The sequence below is a fragment of the Deinococcus arboris genome (genome assembly GCF_009755355.1).
GTDB classification, from domain to species: Bacteria; Deinococcota; Deinococci; order Deinococcales; family Deinococcaceae; genus Deinococcus; species Deinococcus betulae.
This window is the reverse complement of sequence record NZ_WQLB01000029.1, coordinates 24,185-42,550: the sequence shown is the minus strand read 5'-3', so window position 1 is coordinate 42,550 and position 18,366 is coordinate 24,185. Positions and strand designations below refer to the sequence as shown.

The 18,366-nt window shown below is 62.0% G+C and carries 17 protein-coding genes and 3 pseudogenes; 11 read left to right on the top strand and 9 right to left on the bottom strand.

The genetic code is table 11. From position 1 onward, the window contains the following. Window positions 1-424: 424 nt before the first annotated feature. The gene (locus GO986_RS17380; RefSeq protein WP_157460573.1) at window positions 425-715 is read right to left on the bottom strand and encodes a hypothetical protein; all 291 of its coding nucleotides are present in this window, start codon (window positions 713-715) and stop codon (window positions 425-427) included. A 98-nt stretch (window positions 716-813) separates the two neighbouring features. Further along, window positions 814-1,092, bottom strand: coding sequence for a helix-turn-helix domain-containing protein (locus GO986_RS17375; protein ID WP_157460572.1), 279 nt, complete (start codon window positions 1,090-1,092; stop codon window positions 814-816). 398 nt (window positions 1,093-1,490) lie between these two features. On the opposite strand from GO986_RS17375, the gene GO986_RS17370 reads away from it, so the two are divergent. The 5 genes and pseudogenes from GO986_RS17370 to GO986_RS17360 all read left to right on the top strand — a co-directional run bounded on the left by GO986_RS17370 (window position 1,491) and on the right by GO986_RS17360 (window position 5,474). Continuing rightward, on the top strand, window positions 1,491-1,970 hold the full coding sequence (locus tag GO986_RS17370) for a hypothetical protein (RefSeq protein WP_157460571.1): 480 nt from the start codon (window positions 1,491-1,493) through the stop codon (window positions 1,968-1,970). A 401-nt stretch (window positions 1,971-2,371) separates the two neighbouring features. Next, window positions 2,372-3,499 carry a hypothetical protein gene (locus tag GO986_RS17365; protein WP_157460570.1) on the top strand — a complete coding sequence of 376 codons (1,128 nt, stop codon included), beginning with the start codon at window positions 2,372-2,374 and terminating at the stop codon, window positions 3,497-3,499. A 179-nt stretch (window positions 3,500-3,678) separates the two neighbouring features. Beyond that, a pseudogene (locus GO986_RS23055) lies at window positions 3,679-4,563 on the top strand (transposase family protein); the annotation flags it as partial. 247 nt (window positions 4,564-4,810) lie between these two features. Next, complete coding sequence (locus GO986_RS23270) at window positions 4,811-4,933, top strand: hypothetical protein (protein WP_255449406.1); 123 nt, start codon at window positions 4,811-4,813, stop codon at window positions 4,931-4,933. Window positions 4,934-5,051: 118 nt separating this feature from the next. Then, window positions 5,052-5,474 carry a transposase gene (locus GO986_RS17360; protein ID WP_157460569.1) on the top strand — a complete coding sequence of 141 codons (423 nt, stop codon included), beginning with the start codon at window positions 5,052-5,054 and terminating at the stop codon, window positions 5,472-5,474. Window positions 5,475-5,633: 159 nt separating this feature from the next. On the opposite strand, the gene GO986_RS17355 is transcribed toward GO986_RS17360, so the two are convergent. Beyond that, window positions 5,634-6,887: a vWA domain-containing protein gene (locus GO986_RS17355; RefSeq protein ID WP_157460568.1), complete on the bottom strand. Its 1,254-nt coding sequence runs from the start codon at window positions 6,885-6,887 to the stop codon at window positions 5,634-5,636. Next, window positions 6,884-7,492: a MerR family transcriptional regulator gene (locus GO986_RS17350; protein WP_157460567.1), complete on the bottom strand. Its 609-nt coding sequence runs from the start codon at window positions 7,490-7,492 to the stop codon at window positions 6,884-6,886. The genes GO986_RS17355 and GO986_RS17350 overlap by 4 nt, the downstream gene beginning before the upstream one ends. Window positions 7,493-7,811: 319 nt before the next feature. On the opposite strand from GO986_RS17350, the gene GO986_RS17345 reads away from it, so the two are divergent. Together GO986_RS17345 and GO986_RS17340 are read left to right on the top strand one after the other, a co-directional pair. Then, window positions 7,812-8,204, top strand: coding sequence for a hypothetical protein (locus GO986_RS17345; protein WP_157460566.1), 393 nt, complete (start codon window positions 7,812-7,814; stop codon window positions 8,202-8,204). Between the two features lie 330 nt (window positions 8,205-8,534). After that, window positions 8,535-9,347, top strand: a complete 813-nt coding sequence (locus GO986_RS17340) for a hypothetical protein (protein WP_157460565.1) — start codon at window positions 8,535-8,537, stop codon at window positions 9,345-9,347. A gap of 92 nt (window positions 9,348-9,439) precedes the next feature. Here GO986_RS17340 and GO986_RS17335 read toward each other — a convergent pair. Together GO986_RS17335 and GO986_RS17330 are read right to left on the bottom strand one after the other, a co-directional pair. Then, window positions 9,440-10,047, bottom strand: a pseudogene (locus tag GO986_RS17335) (transposase); the annotation flags it as partial. 150 nt (window positions 10,048-10,197) lie between these two features. Next, entirely contained in the window at window positions 10,198-10,701 is a 504-nt protein-coding gene (locus tag GO986_RS17330) for a hypothetical protein (RefSeq protein WP_157460564.1), read from the bottom strand. Window positions 10,702-10,751: 50 nt separating this feature from the next. On the opposite strand from GO986_RS17330, the gene GO986_RS17325 reads away from it, so the two are divergent. Further along, window positions 10,752-11,486: a hypothetical protein gene (locus tag GO986_RS17325; protein WP_157460563.1), complete on the top strand. Its 735-nt coding sequence runs from the start codon at window positions 10,752-10,754 to the stop codon at window positions 11,484-11,486. A 169-nt stretch (window positions 11,487-11,655) separates the two neighbouring features. Continuing rightward, window positions 11,656-12,348 (top strand): hypothetical protein, encoded by a 693-nt coding sequence (locus GO986_RS17320; protein ID WP_157460562.1) that lies wholly within the window; start codon window positions 11,656-11,658, stop codon window positions 12,346-12,348. Window positions 12,349-12,433: 85 nt separating this feature from the next. Here GO986_RS17320 and GO986_RS17315 read toward each other — a convergent pair whose 3' ends face one another. After that, entirely contained in the window at window positions 12,434-12,598 is a 165-nt protein-coding gene (locus GO986_RS17315; protein WP_157460561.1) for a hypothetical protein, read from the bottom strand. Between the two features lie 320 nt (window positions 12,599-12,918). On the opposite strand from GO986_RS17315, the pseudogene GO986_RS17310 reads away from it, so the two are divergent. Next, window positions 12,919-13,624 (top strand): annotated as a pseudogene (locus tag GO986_RS17310) (IS6 family transposase). 141 nt (window positions 13,625-13,765) lie between these two features. Here the strand turns inward: GO986_RS17310 and GO986_RS17305 are convergent. Together GO986_RS17305 and GO986_RS17300 are read right to left on the bottom strand one after the other, a co-directional pair. Further along, complete coding sequence (locus GO986_RS17305; RefSeq protein WP_157460560.1) at window positions 13,766-14,296, bottom strand: hypothetical protein; 531 nt, start codon at window positions 14,294-14,296, stop codon at window positions 13,766-13,768. Between the two features lie 19 nt (window positions 14,297-14,315). Continuing rightward, the gene (locus GO986_RS17300) at window positions 14,316-16,883 is read right to left on the bottom strand and encodes a DNA/RNA non-specific endonuclease (RefSeq protein WP_157460559.1); all 2,568 of its coding nucleotides are present in this window, start codon (window positions 16,881-16,883) and stop codon (window positions 14,316-14,318) included. Between the two features lie 69 nt (window positions 16,884-16,952). On the opposite strand from GO986_RS17300, the gene GO986_RS17295 reads away from it, so the two are divergent. Continuing rightward, window positions 16,953-18,275, top strand: coding sequence for an IS701 family transposase (locus GO986_RS17295; protein ID WP_157460558.1), 1,323 nt, complete (start codon window positions 16,953-16,955; stop codon window positions 18,273-18,275). Window positions 18,276-18,366: the final 91 nt, after the last annotated feature.

Genomic DNA, 18,366 nt, shown 5'->3' with positions numbered 1-18,366 from the left:
ACGCTGGTCCCGGACACGTACTGGCGAGATGAGGCTTCCTCTCTCATCCTGAGGATGCACAGTCAGGCAGGCAATGCCTACGACAGCCTGGCCTACATAGGAGCGGCCATCCTGTATGACGAGAGCCAGGATGATCCGCTGCGCCCGTTTAAAGCCTTGCAGACAGGAACTATTCTGGGCCACCGTCAATGCGGGCGTTGTGCTGCGTCCTGCCCTGTATGACGCTATCGGCCTGGCCGAACGCCGTGCTTTCCGTCCAAGCACGGCGGCCTTGCACTGGAATACAGTGGTCCGTTGACCTCACAGGTAAGCTGACCAAGGCTGCACAACGAATCGCAATTTACCCAACCGCACTTCAGCACTATTAGGATCAGAACAAACATCTACACTCTCAATTCTCAGATTGAGCTTGATCGGCGAGTGTTTAGCCCCCGTTCACGGCGTAACTCATCCGCCAGTGGCCTTGATACTTCATGGCTTGTTCGAGCCTCTCAAGTCGTGCTTCCGTCACCCAGCGTGCCAGCACACTCCGGTCAAGGCCGACAGTGACCTCCAAACCCGGCCTGAGATACGCCCGAACGCTTTCCGGCAATCGCAGCAGATCAAAAAAAACATTCACGGCGTCGTCGAGCGTTGTCGCATGAACGACCCCAAGCTCTTCGCGCCAGCCCTCACCCGTTGCGGAGTAGTTGAAAGACACCGTATAAACCGTCATTTTCTGCTCCTCAAAATTTGCCGAGGCCGCGCCTGTTTCGGTGCATCCCAGAGCCAAGAGACCGGGCCACTTCGTCCAATTGATTCTGGCGAGGCGCCTCAGTCCAGAACATTGGTTGATGAATGTGCCTGCTCGTCAGGCGGGAAGGTCAACAGTTCAGCGGGGCTGAGTTCAAAAGCGGCGGCGAGACGCAGCAACGTGCTGTAGCGCAGGTCAATGAGTCCCACTTCGATCTTGTGTGGGTACGACCGGTTGAGCCCCGCCTGGTGGGCCAATGTGTCCTGACTCCAGCCCCGGGCGGTGCGGAGTGCTCGAATGCGGGCACCGAGGTGCTGCTGATGACGGTCAAGGGCGTCTGGCGAGAGGGGCTGACCCATCGCCTCAGCCTGGAGAACCTCCTTCCCATGTTGTCACCCACTAGGGTGTCACCTGATAAGGTGAGATTAGATGATGTCACCATCCAGCGATTCATTCAAGTCGGCGGATTCCACTCACCGAGTGCGGAGCGTCCGGGTATGCTTTGAAACCGACACCTTAGCTCCGGTGTCATCGGTTCTCTGGAGGCCTGGCCTTACTCGACGGATGTTTGATCAAGTGAGCCTCCATCTGGGACAGCCACTGCCCACCCGATGGGCGCCGGAAGCCCCCCGAAGAGGGCGGTTGAAAGGCCTCATCTCTGACAAGACGGCCAGAGACCCCGCTCTGCGTGAGCCGGTCCATTCAGGCGCGAACACTCAACGTGCAAGGTAATTCAGCTCCAGTCACTCGGTGTGCCGTGAGTGTGAAAGCCGCCCTCCTCCTGGTCCAGCAGTCAGCGCTGACCACACCGCGTCTGCGAGGCCTGCTGTTCGGGTACCAAAGCGGCACCACCATGCATGTTCTGCTGGCTTCCTCACTGGGCTCACCCACTTGGTATGGACGCTCATACCAACGGCCGACCGACATAGACCTCCGGTTTGCCGCGGGATGGAGTGAGGCGCTGTTTGAGCTGTTTGACGAGCGCCTGACGTGCATCGGCACCTGGGCGATGCACCCGGATGGCGACTTGCAGGATCAGGTAAGGGATTTACGACTGTTCGGCTCGGGGCGTGCGCCAGGACTTCTGAATGAGGCTCACCTCTTACTCGCTGTCGGCCTGTATGAAGGCAGCACCGCCGCCCGTGCCTATATCTGCCGGCGGGGCCATGACTACCAAGAGATTTCCTGCGATTTCGGCCTTCAGAACTACGGGAACATTTTGAAGCAGTGGCTCTGAATCGGAGACGACAGTGACCGCATGCTGTTTAAGCAGGTTGAAATTCAGCGTTGATTTACCTATCCGGAGAGCTCCACCTTCCTGGTTTCAGCTCTCTTGTCATCATCCTGTAAGGTGTCGCCTTATAAGGTGAGAACGAGGTGTGAGTGGTAGCACCCGAGGAACGCGTCGAAGTCACCAGGGCACCCACTGCACACAGCCAAGCAACGCCTTTTGACACGCCAAAGGAACCCATGAAGAAAAGCAGCTCCTCCCTCCTCCTGGCCGCCGCCCTTACTTTGACCTCTTGCAGCAGTGGTGGTGGAGGGACCGTTCCTCCCACAGTGGAGGCCCCGCCCCCACCACCTTCTATCCCTACGCCTGCGCCAAACCAGCTTTCCGTCCAGTTTGAGCCTGGCACGGTGACGCTGGCCCCTGGACAGTCGGCCACCGTGCAGGTCAAGTTGGACGGTGGAAGTCCAAGCGACATCCTGAACTACAGTTGGAGTAGTGGCTTGACGCTGGCTTTCGGCAATCGGCAGTTCACCGTGACCAATGTTGCCGCTCCACGAGGGACGTCCTCCGTCAAGGTCACCTATGGGCGTGAGGCGACGGCGACTCTGAAGGTCATAGTGCCGCCCACGGGGCGAATTCCAGTGTCAAGTCTGGCGGTCATCGTCGATCCGGCACTTCCTGACGTAGATACGCGAACCAGTACTATCCCTGAGATCACACGGCGGCTTTATGCCGAGTACCGCGATGAAGCCGACTTCATTTTCCTGGTGATGAACCGCACGACCAAGCCAGACTCAGCGCCTTACGGGATGTATTTCCCAGTCAAGAATGACACCGAGGGCCTCGGCATCACGACCTTCGACCAGACTGCTGACTACGGCAGCGCTGGAACCTTGCAGGGTGTCATGTATTTTCCGTACCGGGCGGGCATTGAGAGTGGGCCGAGTTTGCATGAGCTGGCCCACCGCTGGGCGAACGACGCCGTCGAATCCGACCTGCCCAGCCATTTCGGCTTCAGCAGTGCGGGGCGTCAACTGGGAGGCTTTGACGATGCCACCTTCAACGATTTGGGTAACGGGCAGTATCAGGCCAGCATCACGGGCCGCAAAACTTTCGGCACGGTGGCCAACGGCGGCAATTCAGTGGCCTACAGTGACGTCGAGCTCTACCTGATGGGTTTGCTGGCTCCTTCCGAGGTCAATCCTTTCCGGGTGGCCAGAAACGCGGCCTGGGTTGACGCCGCCAACGGCGTCTTTCGTGCCGACGCCGTCATTGGCCAGAGGGTGCAGGACATCATCAGCCAGCATGGAGCGCGGTCCCCTGCATTTGGTGACGCCCAGAAAACGTTCCGCCTGCTTACGGTGATGGTATCGAAGACCACCCCTTCTGAGGCCGAACTGCTGGACGTTGCAGAAGGGCTAGGCACGCTGACATACGTCGGTGACGATGGGAACCCCAACAACTTCACCTTCAACGAAGCCACCCGTGGCCGTGGTGTGCTCCGAGTGCTGGCGGCCCCAACCCTGCGGAAGTAACGCAGGCAGATCGCTAGCGCCAAGAGATGGAGCGCCACGGCGCAGATGAAGGGGCGTTGGAAGGATCCAGCCAGTACTGACGACGAGTCAAACCTCGTGAGGCAGCAAAAATTCGGCGCCTGTAGCGTGTTTACGTGCTGAAGACACAGATACGTCAGGGCCGATAATCGCACGATCGCCTGCAGACCGCGCTGAAAGAGCCGCAATTCCTATTGAGGCGCGCCCGCTCGTGGCACCGATCCTGGTCATAGGGCAGGCACGCAGCGTCGCGCTGTAGACATTCAAGCCTTCCAACTTGTTTGAGACGTGATACCAGCGATTGCCTCGCTTCGTCCACTTTGCGTTCCCTGACCACTTGTTTGCGCGCTTCACCGCTCCTCCCGAACGGCGAGCTGCACCCGATCCTCGGCCGCACCAACTGGAAGCTGGGCCAGTGGGTCATCGATATTCTTCTGCTCTCTGCGGTCTGGGATGGTGTCTGCGGCTGATGTGGACTCTGCTCCCTCACGGGGGAGCAAGCTCGCAACAGGTGCGACTTGCTTTCTCCAGCGGTCAATGGGCGGCCTGTTGGCAGACCGCAAATTTATCAGCAAAACATGGTTTACTTCCTCTACCAGCACGGCACTGCGCCCTGTGTTCGTCTCCCCACTAAGGCCACCATTGGGACTGACAAACTACCAGTCTGGCCATGCTTCAAAAAGCTGCAGACGGGCAAGATTCGCCGCCGTCACCGTTCTGTGGCCGTCTACGGCGTATCCCTGCGTCTGTGCGCGGCCAAGAACGCGGCGGGCGAAGTGCTACACCTGGCCTACCGCGGCCACGCTTCAAAGAATGTGCGCCGCTCTGCGCAGCACTAGCAGGCAGAAAATCCGCACGCCGCCTTCAAGACCCAGGAGTTCAATCTGGAAGGCACTGAGCTGACGCCAGCAGAGCGCGTGTCGACCTTGCTTAACTCCGTGTTCGCCGCCCTACCTTGCCCTGCGTCACGGGCCAGCTCCTGGCCGCCAAGCAGCCCGTGAAACGTCAAGAAACACGGACACCGTACAGTATCCGTGTTCCGACTCACAGCAGAATCCAGAGCGGTTGAGGGGTCGGGTGAGGGATGCGGAGTGATAGCCCCAATCTGCGGGAACGGAGTGTGCAGGCCGTTCGTGACGGGGTGCCACAGGCTGAGGTCGCCCGACAATTTCGGGTGAGTCTGGCGACGGTGGAACGGTACTGGGCGCGCAACCCAACCGGGGGCGCCCTCCCCGGGTCCTTGGCCCGCAGCAGCACGCGGTGCTGTTGCGGCAACTCCCGGCACACCCCGATTTGACCCTCGCGGAACACGCCGCAGTGTGGCGCGACGCGCAGGGTGTGGTGTCGATTCCGATGATCGCGCGCCGCATCCGCGCGCTGGGATGGACGAGCAAAAAAGACGATTCAAGCCGCTGAACGCGACGAGGCGTGGCGCACCTTGTTTGCCCGTGACCTGCTGGAGGTCGCTCCAGGCGACCTCCTCTACCTCGACGAACGTGGTTCCAGATCAACATGACCCGAAGCCACGGGCACGGTGCCCCGCAACCGAGGTCGCAATCTGACCCTGCTCTGTGGGGTGACGCTTCAGGGTCCCTCTGTGACGTGGGTCGTTGACGGCAGCGTCGGCGATGTGTTCGTCACCTATGTCCAACAGCTTCTGGCGCTGCCCATCCACCTGTCTCAGGTGGTCGTCATGGACAACCTTGGTACGCACCGCCGCGCAACAGTGACCGTGCTGATTGAAGTTCATGGCGCTGAGTTGATCTTTTTGCCGCCCTATTCGCCGGATCGCAATCCCATTGAGCTGATGTTCTCGAAACTCAAAGCGGTCGTCCGAAGGTTGGAAGCCCGCACCAAGACTGGCGTCCTGACAGCGATCCGCACGGCGCTCAATGGCGTCACGCTCGCCGATTGTCAAGGGTGGTTCCAACATGCCCTGTTCCCTCAATGCCTCTGATTCCTGCTGTCAGTCTTGATCATCTTCAGGACACATACTCCTGTATCCATCTGGCGTGTCCTGGCTTGGTCACACTTGTGCCGCGTTTTGAAGGGTAGTCAGGCACCACCTGAGGGACAGTGGTTTACCTCACCGGCCACAGTCAAGCGGGCAGCCTGCCTACTCGCGGCGTTTGCTGTGGGTCCGGGCGTGGGCCTGACTGACGGCCCGCTTGCGAGACAGCGCGCCGTCACCGGCGTCCATCGCGGCGCTCAGGGCCCCGAAGTCCTCTACCTCCTGAAGTCTCACCCCGGGAGCCATGGGCGCGGCCATAACCGCCTGATATGCCTCGTCGACCCGGCGGCGGGCCGAGGCCTGATCGCCGCGGTCCAGAGCGTCGACCGCTTCGCGCTTGAGCCGGGCCGCTGTCAGCAGGGCCTGAACTTCCAGAACCACCGGATCGTCGCTCAGCGTGCGGTCCTCTTCAGCCGACACCACCGGCAGATTCAACTGCGTCCGGAGCGTGTGGCGCTGGCTATCCTGGCCGGTCCAGGCCAGCCGCACCCGGGTCACCCCCAGCGCCTGGCCCACCTGCGCCTGAGCTGGGATGTTCAGCGTGACCACGACGTCAATCGCCTGACCACCGACCAGGTTCGGCACCTGGAAACGGCCGTAGGCATTCTGGTCAAACGCGTTCAGGAGACCCATGACGGTGACCCCGTGGGCTGGGTTGGGTTCAAGGCCCAAACTGACCAGCCGCCCGGTCGTGCGGGTCAGACCCAGAAGTTCCTCCTCGAACAAGGTGGGCAGCCGGGAAGGGTCTTCCACGTGTTCGAAATTCCCATCGCCGGCGGTGGCCACTGCGAGCAGCAGCTCCTCGTCGTAATGGGCCCCGAGCCCGATAGCGGAGGTGCTGATGCCCCGTTCGGTCAGGCCACGGACCTGCGCCGCCACATCATCACGGTCCGTGAGGCCGACATTGGCCTGCCCATCACTCAGCAGGATGACGCGGTTGAGTGCCCCTGACGTAAGGTACTGGGCGACCTGGGTAGCGCCTTCCAGCCAGCCACCGTGCAGGTTGGTCGAGCCCCGGTCCTCAATGGCGCGGATAGCCTGGATAATGGCCTCGCGGTTCACTACTGGCTGGCTGGGCACCACGACGTCCACCTGGTCGTCAAAGGCCACGACGCTGACACGGTCAGCCGGTCGCAGCTGGCGAACGGCGGCGAGAGCGGCCTGCCGGGCCATGTCCAGTGGCATCCCGCTCATGGAGCCGCTGCGGTCGATGACAAAGGCGAGATTGAGCGGTGGTCGGGTAGCGACCTGCGGAGCGACCGGAGCGGGATGAAGGCGAATCAGCAGCGGGAGGTGTATGGCCTGGTTGACCACCAAGCCGGAGCGGAGAGGACGGAGTTCAATACGGGGAGTGGTCATTTGGGCCTCCTGAGGCGGTCGAGGGCGTCGAGGAAGAGCTGGGTCAGGCGCTGCTGTTCCACCTGGCTTCTGGGCAGGTGAGCATCCGTGCGGACATGCAGCTCCAGGCCCGGCTGGAGAGTGAGGCGGGTGTAGGCCTCCGGCAGTGACGGGGCAGGAGAAGCGGAACGGGGCGCAGCGGGGACCGGTGAGGGTGAGCCAGCAGCGGCCGCTGGGCGCTTGAGCTGCTGCAGGTAGTCGAGGGCTGGATTACCCGGCTGGACCCTGAGCTGAGACTCGCCCATGATCAGGGCTTCCAGGTCAAGGTCGGTGCGGGCTTGCAATGTGTTCTGAAGGGCGGCCGTTCCAAAGCCGTCAGCCATGAGTTTGCGCAGGGCCAGCAGTTGCAGGAGGTGCCGGCGGGTATAGCGGGCTTCACGACCCTGCCGGAGAGATTCATCAAGGAGCCGCTCAGTGGTGTAGTGCCGGACGAGGCGGGCGTTGACTTCGTCTTTGGAACGGCCTGTTCTGGCCAGAGGCAAAATGAAAGGCAGAAGCTGGTTGGCGGTATCGACAAGGGCGTCGAGAGGGCCACTCCAGTCTTCAGGGAGGGTAAGCACGGACATGACCTACTGTAATGACAACAAACTAGATTGTCAATAACAAAATATTTTGTAGTTGTAGATCAACTCTGAGCAAGATGGCCTGCGGTGTGCAGGAGTTTCCCTTGGAATCCAGCACCTGTTTGGGGAACAGACGGCTTGGCCGGGCGATCAAGGCAGTATTCCAGGAGGTGGGATGGCATGATCCCGCTTTGGTGACCCAGCTTCAACTCCGCAATCTGAAGCGGCAACTGTCTCATACATCAAACTTCACGCTTCCTGAGGTGCAGCGAGAAGGGTAGCCAGCCTGGCTCTCAGGCGTATAGGGTATATACAGTGCAGCATGCTCGGTTGGATGATCTTCGTCTATCAGGCCCCGCCCGACCAGGTGGCCCGCAACAGCCCTGATCCAGAGCCCTTTCTGCTGGCCCATTGGGAAGCCGGACTCGGTGGACTGGCATGGCTTGATGACCTGGTCAAACTTGGAAAGGCCACGCAGTTGCGCTTTGACGGCTATCCCGCGCGGTATACCGCTCAGACTGCAGATGTGCTGCCCCAGATCACCAGTGGAAAGATTCGGCCCGCCAACTCGGGCCTGTGGGTCTTCGGGATTGACGAAGGGGAGGAGTACGTTCAACCGCCAGCCTGGCTCAAGGTGGTTCAGACCTCTCATGACCGAATAGCGGCCTGTCCACCCGACGCCCTCTTGACCATTGAAGCCTGGGATCAGAGCTAAATGGCAGTTGGCAACCTGTGCCCGGACAGGCAGTGCGGTCCAGCAGCCTCAGTCCCGGCGATGAGCGCAGCCCCACTGCCTGACGTCTGAGAACGCACACTTGATCTCAGCCAAATACCCTTCCTAAAACTTTGCCGTTTGCGACGTCACCTCTGACGCCCCTCGCGACTCCTGTCGCGTCGCCGAAGAGATAGCGCACTCGTCTACAACCCGGGACCTAGCTGAGTTCTCCTCGAATAATGGCGTAGAAGGGAGCTAATACCTGGTCTTCCCTATTTACGGAGATATGCAGCGCACACGGCCAGGTTGCCTCTCTATCTTGTCAGTGATTTGGACACCTCTTCCCAACTTGACCGCCCAGTGCCTGCATCGTCCCCACTGCCCTCCAAGTTGCGCTGGTCGTCGGCCTGGTTGTTTCCAGTGGCTACGCCGCAGGCACGGGCTGGCGTTCTCACGGGCGCCCTGGCCCTCCTGACGCTGCTGCCGGGGTGGGTGCTGAATCTGGGCTACCGCTGGGAGGTGGCTACGCGGCTCTACACTGGCCAGTCACCTGCGTTTCCTCCCCTCCACTGGTCGCATTCTGTGATGCGGCAAGGGTTGATCGTCTGTCAGGTGATTGCCCTGAGCGTGAGTCCTGGCACCGCATTGGCCCTCCTGGGTGCCAGCGCCTGGCGGCTGGGTGCCGACCTGCTTGCCCTGATCTGCTGGCTGGCAGCGGGCGTATTGGTGCTGGCCGCAGTACTCCTGGTCCCTGCTGGCATGACCCGCTTGGGCTGTGAAGGTGACCGGATGGTCTTCACTGCACCGTGGCGCCTGTGGCGAACGGTCCGCCAACGCTTGGGCGTCTATGCCTGTGCCTGGTGGATCACCGGCAGTGCGATCGGCGTCTCCTTGGGTGTCCCAGTCCTGTTGGGCAGCACTTGGTGGCCTGCCGTGCAGCGCTGGGCACACGCCTCGCCATTTGCTGGGCCAGGCCCCTTTTTAGAAGGATTCCCACTCATCGCTTTTCTGATCATTCCACTGAACCTGGTCTTTTTTTTCGTGCTGAGTGTCTGGGCCTGGCAAGTGGCGGGCTACGCATTCACCGTGGCGCTGTATGGCGCTCAGCCGCAAAGGGGCCAGACCACTGCTCCGCACGCCTGAGGCCAGAGCCTTGTCAAAAAGGCCCCTGCACATGCAGAGGCCGCCGAACTCGAGACGTTATTTACCTCGAATAGGGGTTGACAGTCAGGGCATCAGCCGCTGAGATCAATGAATTTCAGATTGTGTGCGAGGACGTTCAGGGCCACCTTCAGCCGCAGGCTCAGGGATGTCTTGACCTGGCCCCAGCGCAGTCCGGCTCCACCAAGACGGAGGACGCGGACTCCACGCACTTCCTTGCCGCCCCATATTCTGGTTTCCAGCGTGGGTCGACCTGTTTTGCATTGACTTTTGGAGGCGTCAAGCACGTTGCCGACTGGTAGCCCTTGTCGCCGATCTGTTTTGGCCCGCCATAAGCGGGCCAATCTCGGTTCATCTCGCAGAGCACGGTGAAATCGTGTTCATTCGCGGGTCGAAGCGCATACCTGACGATTTTGCCGTTCAGGGCGCTCCAGGCATGAAGTTTGAACCCATAGACCGGCCCAGCCGTGCTCAACCCGTGTCGTGCCCCTCGGAATTTGCAGCGTGGCGCGCGTTTGAAGGTCGAGACGGGCAGCGGTTGGGAATCTACAGCGACGAAGTCCAGGAACTGGACTTCGGTCGCGAGCTGCTCGACGACCGGCGTCAACCGAGCCAGCCGGATACGGGCCTGAGGCTCTGACGGGAAGTGAGGACAGGTATTGAGTTTGAGCAGTCGCCACCAGCGTCTAGACCGTCTCGTTGCGCCGCGCCAGCGCGTCACCTTGATCGCGAGTGCCACGTCCTGGCACGGACGGTGCCTCCGGCTCAGCGCCGTGAAGTCAGGCGTGGGCCGGGGGACCAACCACGTCCGCGTTTCCCCCGCGCTGGTCGGTCACTGCGGGAGGTGCACGTGGAAGCTGTACCGGAGCGCGCCACGGAACTCACTCGTGATCAGGCACGACAGGCGGCTGGTGGCCGTCCAGGTCTGCGTGTACACCTTCGAACCGTTTTCGATGCAGGCGTCGTCGAAGTCGAGCAGGTTCCCGGGTGTGGGCGTTTTGCCGGTCAGTGTGCCCACGAGCAGGGCAATCATCCGTGTGTCGAAACCGCCCGGGTAGAGCACGGTGTCCTGTGCGCCGGTGACCCAGTTGGCCGACACGACGCGGTCGCTCTGCCGAATGACGCTCACGACCCGGATCGGCGCCTCGTCGTCGATCTGGGGGCCGACGAAGTACCGCCACTCGGTGAGTTTCGGCCCCAGGACGTCCTTGCCGGCGAGGCGGCACGAGAAGCTCCTGCAGAATGTGGACTCAGCGAACGAGGACGTAGTGCCCAGCAGGGGTGCGGCGCCCGCGACACTCCAGGTGAGGGCCGCGATCAGCATGAGGGAACGCATGGGCTCAGCTTAGGCGGCGGCGCGCTCCGGGTCGTGCTTACATGCCCGTGATGAGCGAGCGACCGGACCGCAGGGAGGCTGCTGCCACACGGCTCCGCGGCAGGCACGCGCTGTCCGCACATGACGGTCAGCCGCGGCCGGCAGTCGCGGTCGTCCTGATCGGGCTCGCCAGTACGGCGGCCATCCTGGGCCTGCACCGGCTGGACCTGCTGTCAGGTCGCCTCGACACCCTGGTGGCCGGCCTCCTCCTGACGCCCGTCTGGATCATGTGGCGGGTCCGCCGGCTCGCGCCGTCCTCAGACACCACGCCTCCGGTCCGGCTTCCGAGGCGTGTGCGGCGGCGGCGGGGTCTGCCCCGCGACCAGGGCACGCTCGCCCCGGCGGATCCTGCCGAGTACTGGCGGCAGAAGCGCGCCCGGCAGGAACAGGACCGTCAGGCCCTGGAGGCGCGGGCCCGGCAGCTGGCGGCGCGGTACGCCCCGTGTCCCTGGCGCCAGTGGCACGCCCCGGCCCCGCTCGACGAACTGATGGAAGTGCCTGGACGGCCGGGGCACTACGGCGTCCCTCACGCCCGGGACCTGTGGAGCTGGGTGGACGGGGATTGGCAGCCCCTGGCGGAGGAGGCCGGCGGCATCCTGTCGCCGCCCGAGCGCGGCGCGCTGGTCAGGGTGTACGGAGCGCGGTTCGACTGGGATGAACGCCACGCCCCGGTCCACTGGGTGGAGATCGGCGCGGACGGGGTTCTGTTCCCGGCCGGTGACGCGCGCCCCGACGAGGACCACTGATCCGGATTTCGGGTAGGCCGTGACCGATCCGGGACCCGGTTGGCTGCTCACCTCTGCTCGGACGGACCGGTTTTCGCACACCGTTCAACCGGAGTTCGAACGACGCCGGGGAGGCCGGTGGCGGCAGGTGTGTGCCGCGCGGACCGGTCCGCGTGGCACAGTGGAGGACATGTCAGACCGCGTTCGCCGCTTCTTCCTCGTGTGGGCGCTCAGCGCCGCGAGTGCGCAGGCGGCCAGGCTGGAACTGCCGTCGTTCCTGCAGACCGCGCGGCAGATGCACAGCGTGGACCTGATCGGCGACACCGTTGATCTGTGGTTCAACCCGCTCATCCTGATGCCACCCACCGGGACTCCCACTGTGCAGGACAACGCCAACGCGTACGTCCGCTGGGGTGACCACACCGGCTCCTTCGTGGAGGTCGCCATCTGGCGGACGGTCGGCGGGCGGGCCATCGTCGGCGTCAACGCCGTGAAACCGCACGTTCAGCTGTGCGCGGACTTCCCCTGCGGACCAGCTGCGGCGTTCATCGGGTACGACGGGCGGGCATACGTGCCGCCGAGCGCCGCCACGCTGGGCCTCGAAGTGGGCTGCAATGGCCTCCTCCCACTCCCGAGCAGGACGGACTCACCTGCCCTCAGGGCGGCGCTGCACGCCGCTCAGGCGCGACTCAGGAGTTACCGGGTGGCACTTAAGGACCGCAATCTGGCGTCCGTCATGTGTGTCTTCCCACGGTACGGCACGACCGTCACGGTCGCTGTGCACACGACGGACCTCGCGGCGGCTCGGGGCCGGATCTTTCCGCTGTACTACTTCAGGTTCGACCAGGTCCGTGGGACCTTCACGCCCAGCGCCGAGCCGTGACCGTCGTGTCCAGTTCGTTCTGCGGCGCGCCACGGCAGGTGCGGCCGCGCGGGCGGTCGGGTCACGCTTCGGCACCCAGGGCGCGCTACTGCACCCGCATCTCACCGACGAGCCGGTCGAACAGTCCTGCGCCCCGGGTGCCGAACAGTTGCTCCGAGTCCGCCGGGTCGAGCGCCTTGCGCAGCCGCGTGGCGTAGTTCTGCACGAGCGCCGCTCGGTAGTGCACCGCGTCGTAGGCGCGCCCCCGCACGGGCGTACAGGTCAATGCGTTCGCCCACCCGGAAGTCCAGTTCGGCCTGCCACGCCACGTCCAGGTACGCTTCCTTGCGCTGGGCGCGCGTCTGAGCGTAGTCGGAGTGCGCCTTGCCGATGCGAACGCGGGTACCCACGTCGACGTTCGTGAAGTCGCTGGGAGGTCTCTGCAAAGGCCGCCTGCACGCCAGGCACGTCCCCTGGAGCAGGGCCCGCAGCGCCGTTCGCAGGAAGGCCGTGCCGTACCGCTCGGACCGGCTGGACTCGAAGGACGCCCCGCTGAGGTCCAGCGTGCCGTCGTAGCGCAGCAGCGCGTTGATGGCTCAGCATGGCCTGCGCGCGGCCGTCGAACTCCAGCGTGATGCCCTCCGGCTCTCCCACCGCTTCCCGCTCAGCCAGCGGGACGTGCAGGAACTGCTCCACAAGCGCGGCATCCAGGTTAGTCACGAAACCCTGCGCCAGTGGAACATCACATTTGCGCCGCTGCTCACTGAGGAACTACGCCACCGAGAACCCCGCCCTGGTTCCCGGTGGTTTTTGGACGAGGTGTGCACGAAGGTCGGAGGGGTGAAGCACTGGTTGCGGCTGGAGCAGGATGTCGAGCACGGCGCCGTGCTCGACATCCTGCTCCAGCCGCAACGGGACACCACGGCCGCCCGGACCTTCTTCACCCAGCAGCTGGGTGAGTCCGAGGTCCCAGAGGTCATCTACACCAACAAGCTCTGGAGCGACGGGGCGGCCATCCGGGAACTTCCCGTGCTGCACGGCGTGCAGCACGTCCAAGTCGTGTCTACAGGCCGTTGCAACAATCTTGTCGAGCAAGCGCATTGACCAACACGGCAGCAGCAGCGAAGTCAGCTCGGCTTTAAATGACGACGGCGAACGCAAGAATTTCTCGCCCTGCATGCCCGAGTCTCGAACCTGTACCATCACACCCGCACAACCGTTCCTGCCGACCTTCGACGACGCAACCAAACCAGGGGCCCTGCGCCTCTGGCAAGAGGCCATGGAGCAGGCGGCTTGATTTTCAAGCCGCCTGCTGCGCTCCGCTGGCCCCGCTGAAGTTAAGTTGCCAGAACCTCCCTAACTGATCTTCAGAACGTCTCTGACCGGCGTATGAGCTTACAGCCCCGGGCCTTCTCCGCTAAATCTCAAGCTGCGCTTATCACGCCGGCTCCAGCTGATAGTCGATCAGATCGGCCTCGTCGGTTGGAGCCCGGAATTTCTCGATGGCGACCAGTCTGGCTCGACTGAAGGAAAACACCTCGCCGTCGAAGTGCTCAATGCCACCATCGGGGTCAGAGTGGTAGACCGAGAAGATACGGTACTGGCCCGAGCGTTTCCCGTATAGAAACACCTCGGCGTATGAGTCTGAGCCGAGGTAATTCGATCCGGTGTACGCAGCATAGACTGGCTCGTCGCCCACCAGGTACTGCTCAATCTTGAACAGGGGGCGCTCAATGGTCGCCGCCAGATACTCTTTGGCTTCTTCCAACCAGCCGGCCGAGATCTTCTTCGGTCGGGTGATAGAGGGCACCGCCTCAAAGGTAAAGAACTCCCGGACAAACCCTGTCACGGCTGCCTCGTACTTTGTGGTGTCGAGTTCCCGGTATGCCAGTTCCCAGCAGGCGAACTCTTTGTTCAGAAACTTCTGAATAAAGCGGGTGGCGTCCTGTTCCACAGCATGCTTGTTCATCTCTCATTCTCCCAGTTACTCAGGTTCTGAGCCATTGATCCGCTCCAGTACTCAGAGGGGGCATGGTCTTCTTCGTACCGCCAGTATCCTGGCCGCTGGCCCGGTAAACCACGTCTTCGACGGCTTTGAGCACCGGCTTAAAGCGCGCAACTGCGTTGGCGAGTCTCCGTTCGGTCTTGTTAAGGGCCGTTCCCGTGAGCCCGTAGAGCCCCTTGATCTGATTCATAATCGTGATGATCACGGCTTCCTCAGACACCTGACCCCAGTCCACGTCAACCCGCAGATTGAACTGTACGATCTTGCTGGCCTTGACCCACTCAACGATCTGCTTCTCCCGCTCCCCCATGACCATTTTGTTGAAGTGGTCGCTGGTGGTGACCAGATTCAGGCTCTTTTTGTACCCGCTGCCGCCGAACCAGTTGGCGAGCACGTGCGCGCTGTTGTGATCGTAGTTTTTCAGCTTGTTGCTCGGATCCCCCGTTTTCCCTCGGCCCAGCGAGGTGAGGGCGAGGTTGAACCCTTCGGTTCTGGTGGTGTGACCACTTCTGGCAATCGTCGTCTGGAATCCCTTGCCAGTCTTGGTGGTGTAGGAAATGATGATCTGCTGACCGTCGGTGGACAGCTTGAGGTTCTGCGGCTCGAATTCGCTGTGTTCTTTCGCCTTGCTTTCCTTGAAGTTCTTGACCCATGCCTCGAGGCCGTCGCCGATATCGGGCAGCTGGTGCCGCTTCAGAAACCCCTGAATCTGCGAGACCAGATTTCTGGACGACTGGGGGATCTGCAAGCTGACCTGCGAGTCGGCGTCCACCGGCTTTTTCAGCAGGTTCCGAAGTTCCTTGTCGGCGGCGCCGATGGCCCTCAGTTCTCCGAACTGCGTTTCGAGCAGCCGGTAGGCGTCCGAATCAGCCGGGAGCGTTTTCTGGGTGGCTCTGATCACGCTGTTGTGACGGCCCACCTTGTGAGAAAGGGTGTCCCTTTTCGACGCCATGTCAAGCACCGGGACGGCGGCCTGTTTCACGAACAGGGTGTGTCCTGCGAAGGCAAGCGTCAACTCGACGGGTTTCTGCTTCTGGCTGCCAGCCGGCGTCTTCGAGCCTGCCTTCTTGCCGGGGCCCTTGCCAGTCAGCTTCTCGATCAACCCCTTGACTTTGACCACGATCTTGTCAAGGACCTGATCGAGTTTTCCCTTGACCTTGTTGATGATGGTCCTGACCTTGCCGCCAAAGTTCCCCAAGCCCACGACCTTACCCAGCCAGGCCAGGGCGACTGGAATCGCACCGCCCAGGGCGCGATCAATGAAGCCCACCGCGCCACTGATGTTGCCCGCTGCAATGGCACTGATACTTCCCAGGGCGTTCGTGATCACTGCGCCGATCTGCGCCGCCTGCTGCACCACTGTCTGGACCGTCTGAAAGGCCCCAATGATCGCGTTGATGAAGCCGCCACCTGGAATCAGCATGGTCACCAGTTTCTGGACCCCAGCCACCACCAGGCTTTTGGTGACCTCGCTTTTGATCCCACTGCTGATTTCCTGACCGACACCCCCCTGCTGGGCATTCATCTCATCGGCCTTGTGCAGGCCCCCTTTCATGGTCTGCAGGACCTGAACGGTGGCTTCTGCTTTGGAGACCTTCTCCTGCCCGCCCGGCCCCATGGCTTTCACGAGTCGGCCCCGCATGGCCTGATAGGTCAAGCCCATGACACTAAGGGCCGTGAGGAACACTCCTTGAAGGTCAAACTTCACCGGAAACGCGATGCCCGTGCTGCCGGTCAGCCACTGACCAATCCCGTTTTGTAGGTGCTTGGGGGCGTTGGCACTGAAGGTCTTGAAGCCGCCTTTGACCGCCTGCACCAGGTTCTGGGCAAATTTGACTGGGTTCTTCAGCACTTGAATAATCACGTCGCCCGCGCCACGCAGCTTGGCCATAATCTGCTGGCCCAGGGGGCCAAGGCCAGCGGTCAGGGCGGTTAAACCGATCTCAGCAATCTTGCGGGCACTCCCGACGATCAGGCTCTTGACTCCACTGATGCGGCGCGTCACGGCACTCTTGGCCGCGCCCAGATCCGCCTTGCCAATCGCACTCGCAATCTCGCTCAGGGCGCCGCCCAGGTCCAGCTTGCCCAGTTCTGCCTTAAACCACGTCCAGGCCTTCGGAATCGCGTTCGTCTCATTCAGGGCTTTGAGGACGTCTTTTAACGGCCCTGGAACCCAGCCGGCCAGCGTCTCCAGGATGGAGTTGGGATCCCCCGCCATCGTCTTGCCCGTGACCAGGTCCTTCCCGAACGCCAGGCACAGTTCCCGGTAGCCCGGCAAGGCCGTCAGAGCACCAGCAATCACCGCTTTGCCTTTGTCCGCGATCGCCTGCGCGCCGTCTTTGACCTTGTCGGCCGCCCAGCTGAAGGGATTGCCCCAGCGCTGCACCGTCTGCAGTTGCAGGTCGTACAGGGGCTTGAGGGCGAACCGCTGAACCGTGCCGTCCTGGACACGCTGCAGGGCCGCCGGCTTACTGTAGACGCCTGGCGCATGGGGGCTGGGCGGCATCAGAGTTTTCGGGCTGGGCATGACCTGGGCCAGTTTGGTGCCCATAGAGCGAGCTTCGCTTTCTAGCTGTACTTCGGGGAATATTCATCGGCACCGTCCTGGCCAGCATCTGCGATGCTGGCCCTCTTGTTGAAGCGTTCTTTGCTCCCCCGATGGACTCGGCACTTTCCGACGTGGTTTTCGCCGTTCCTCACGTTTTTTCGTCATCAGGCGCAGCGGTTCTGGGCGCCTTTGTACATTCAGGGGTTGTGCAGCGCTGCGCCTCGAAAAAGCATGCAGCCTCTGGCCGATCAGGTGGCGCCTGGCCGACACGACCACCTGCAGCACTTCATCACCGACAGCCCCTGGGGCACCCAGGGGCTGGAGCAGCTCGTGGCAGAGCGTGCCCAGCACCTGCTCGGTGGACAGAACGCTGTGTTGATCATCGACGACACGTGCCTGACCAAGTTCGGATCGAAGTCCGTCGGTGTGGGACGGCAGTATTCCGGGCAGGCAGGCAAGATCACCAACTGTCAGTGTCTGGTGTCCGTGACCCTGGCTCGTGATGAGATCCCGATTCCCCTCCGCCTGAGGCTGTTTCTGCCGACGGAATGGTCCTCCAATCCTGCGCGCTGTGTGAGAGCGGGTGTTCCTGTGGAACACCCGCTCAGGTCCACCAAGTGGGAGATCGCCCTGCGAGAAATCGATGACCTCTCGGGCACGATTCAGTACGGGATGGTGCTTGCAGACGCCGGATATGGCGTCAATGCGGCCTTCCGGCGAGCCCTCACGGCGCGTGGCCTCCGTTGGTCGGTTGGTACGGTCAAGACGCAGCGGGTGTATCCCGCGCACGTTCGCCTGATTCCGATTCCACAACATTTCCGGGGTCGTCCTCCACGGCATCCAACGCCTTCAGAAGAGACCGAATCCATCGAGTCAGTGCTCAGCCAGGAAGCCTGGACACGGGTCATGTGGCGCCACGGTACGAAAGGACCTCTGATCGGCACGTTCGCCGCAAAGTACGTTCGACTGGCGGACGGAAACGAAAACGCCAGGGGACAGCACCTTCCAGGGGAAAGTGCGTGGATCATCGGTGAACAACGTGCTCGAGGGGAAAAGAAATATTACCTCTGCAATTTGCCGCCTGAGACGGCATTCGAACACTTGATCCAAATCACGAAGCAACGCTGGGCCTGTGAGTTGGGACATCGGGAACTCAAGCAGGACGTGGGGCTGAACCACTTTGAAGGCCGGAGCTGGCAGGGCCTCCATCATCACGCGGTGCTCTGCTTGGTGGCCTTGCTCTTTCTGCAGTGGTTGCGTCTCTCACAACCGGATGATCTGTTCGGAGAGACGGTACCAGCGATTCGACGGGAGATCGCCGGGGATACTCCCCGGCGATCCTGCCCCCATGTTAGATATTGTTCGTCCTGCACAGCACTATTCAGCGGACCGTGAATTTCCCCGAAGTACAGCTAGGAATATTCAGTGAATAGAGGAGGCGACTTGGGAACGTTATTACCCTTACCGAATCTTTTGAATCCGGTGC

What these genes read in the sequence shown, in the direction of transcription:
- GO986_RS17375 (WP_157460572.1), bottom strand. Translation starts at nt 1,092, where the DNA reads ATGGGTCAGCCCCTCTCGCCAGACGCCCTTGACCGTCATCAGCAGCAC.
- GO986_RS17320 (WP_157460562.1), top strand. Translation starts at nt 11,656, where the DNA reads ATGTCAGACCGCGTTCGCCGCTTCTTCCTCGTGTGGGCGCTCAGCGCC.
- GO986_RS17325 (WP_157460563.1), top strand. Translation starts at nt 10,752, where the DNA reads ATGAGCGAGCGACCGGACCGCAGGGAGGCTGCTGCCACACGGCTCCGC.
- GO986_RS17345 (WP_157460566.1), top strand. Translation starts at nt 7,812, where the DNA reads ATGCTCGGTTGGATGATCTTCGTCTATCAGGCCCCGCCCGACCAGGTG.
- GO986_RS17330 (WP_157460564.1), bottom strand. Translation starts at nt 10,701, where the DNA reads ATGCGTTCCCTCATGCTGATCGCGGCCCTCACCTGGAGTGTCGCGGGC.
- GO986_RS17350 (WP_157460567.1), bottom strand. Translation starts at nt 7,492, where the DNA reads ATGTCCGTGCTTACCCTCCCTGAAGACTGGAGTGGCCCTCTCGACGCC.
- GO986_RS17380 (WP_157460573.1), bottom strand. Translation starts at nt 715, where the DNA reads ATGACGGTTTATACGGTGTCTTTCAACTACTCCGCAACGGGTGAGGGC.
- GO986_RS17355 (WP_157460568.1), bottom strand. Translation starts at nt 6,887, where the DNA reads ATGACCACTCCCCGTATTGAACTCCGTCCTCTCCGCTCCGGCTTGGTG.
- GO986_RS17300 (WP_157460559.1), bottom strand. Translation starts at nt 16,883, where the DNA reads ATGGGCACCAAACTGGCCCAGGTCATGCCCAGCCCGAAAACTCTGATG.
- GO986_RS17295 (WP_157460558.1), top strand. Translation starts at nt 16,953, where the DNA reads ATGCTGGCCCTCTTGTTGAAGCGTTCTTTGCTCCCCCGATGGACTCGG.
- GO986_RS17305 (WP_157460560.1), bottom strand. Translation starts at nt 14,296, where the DNA reads ATGAACAAGCATGCTGTGGAACAGGACGCCACCCGCTTTATTCAGAAG.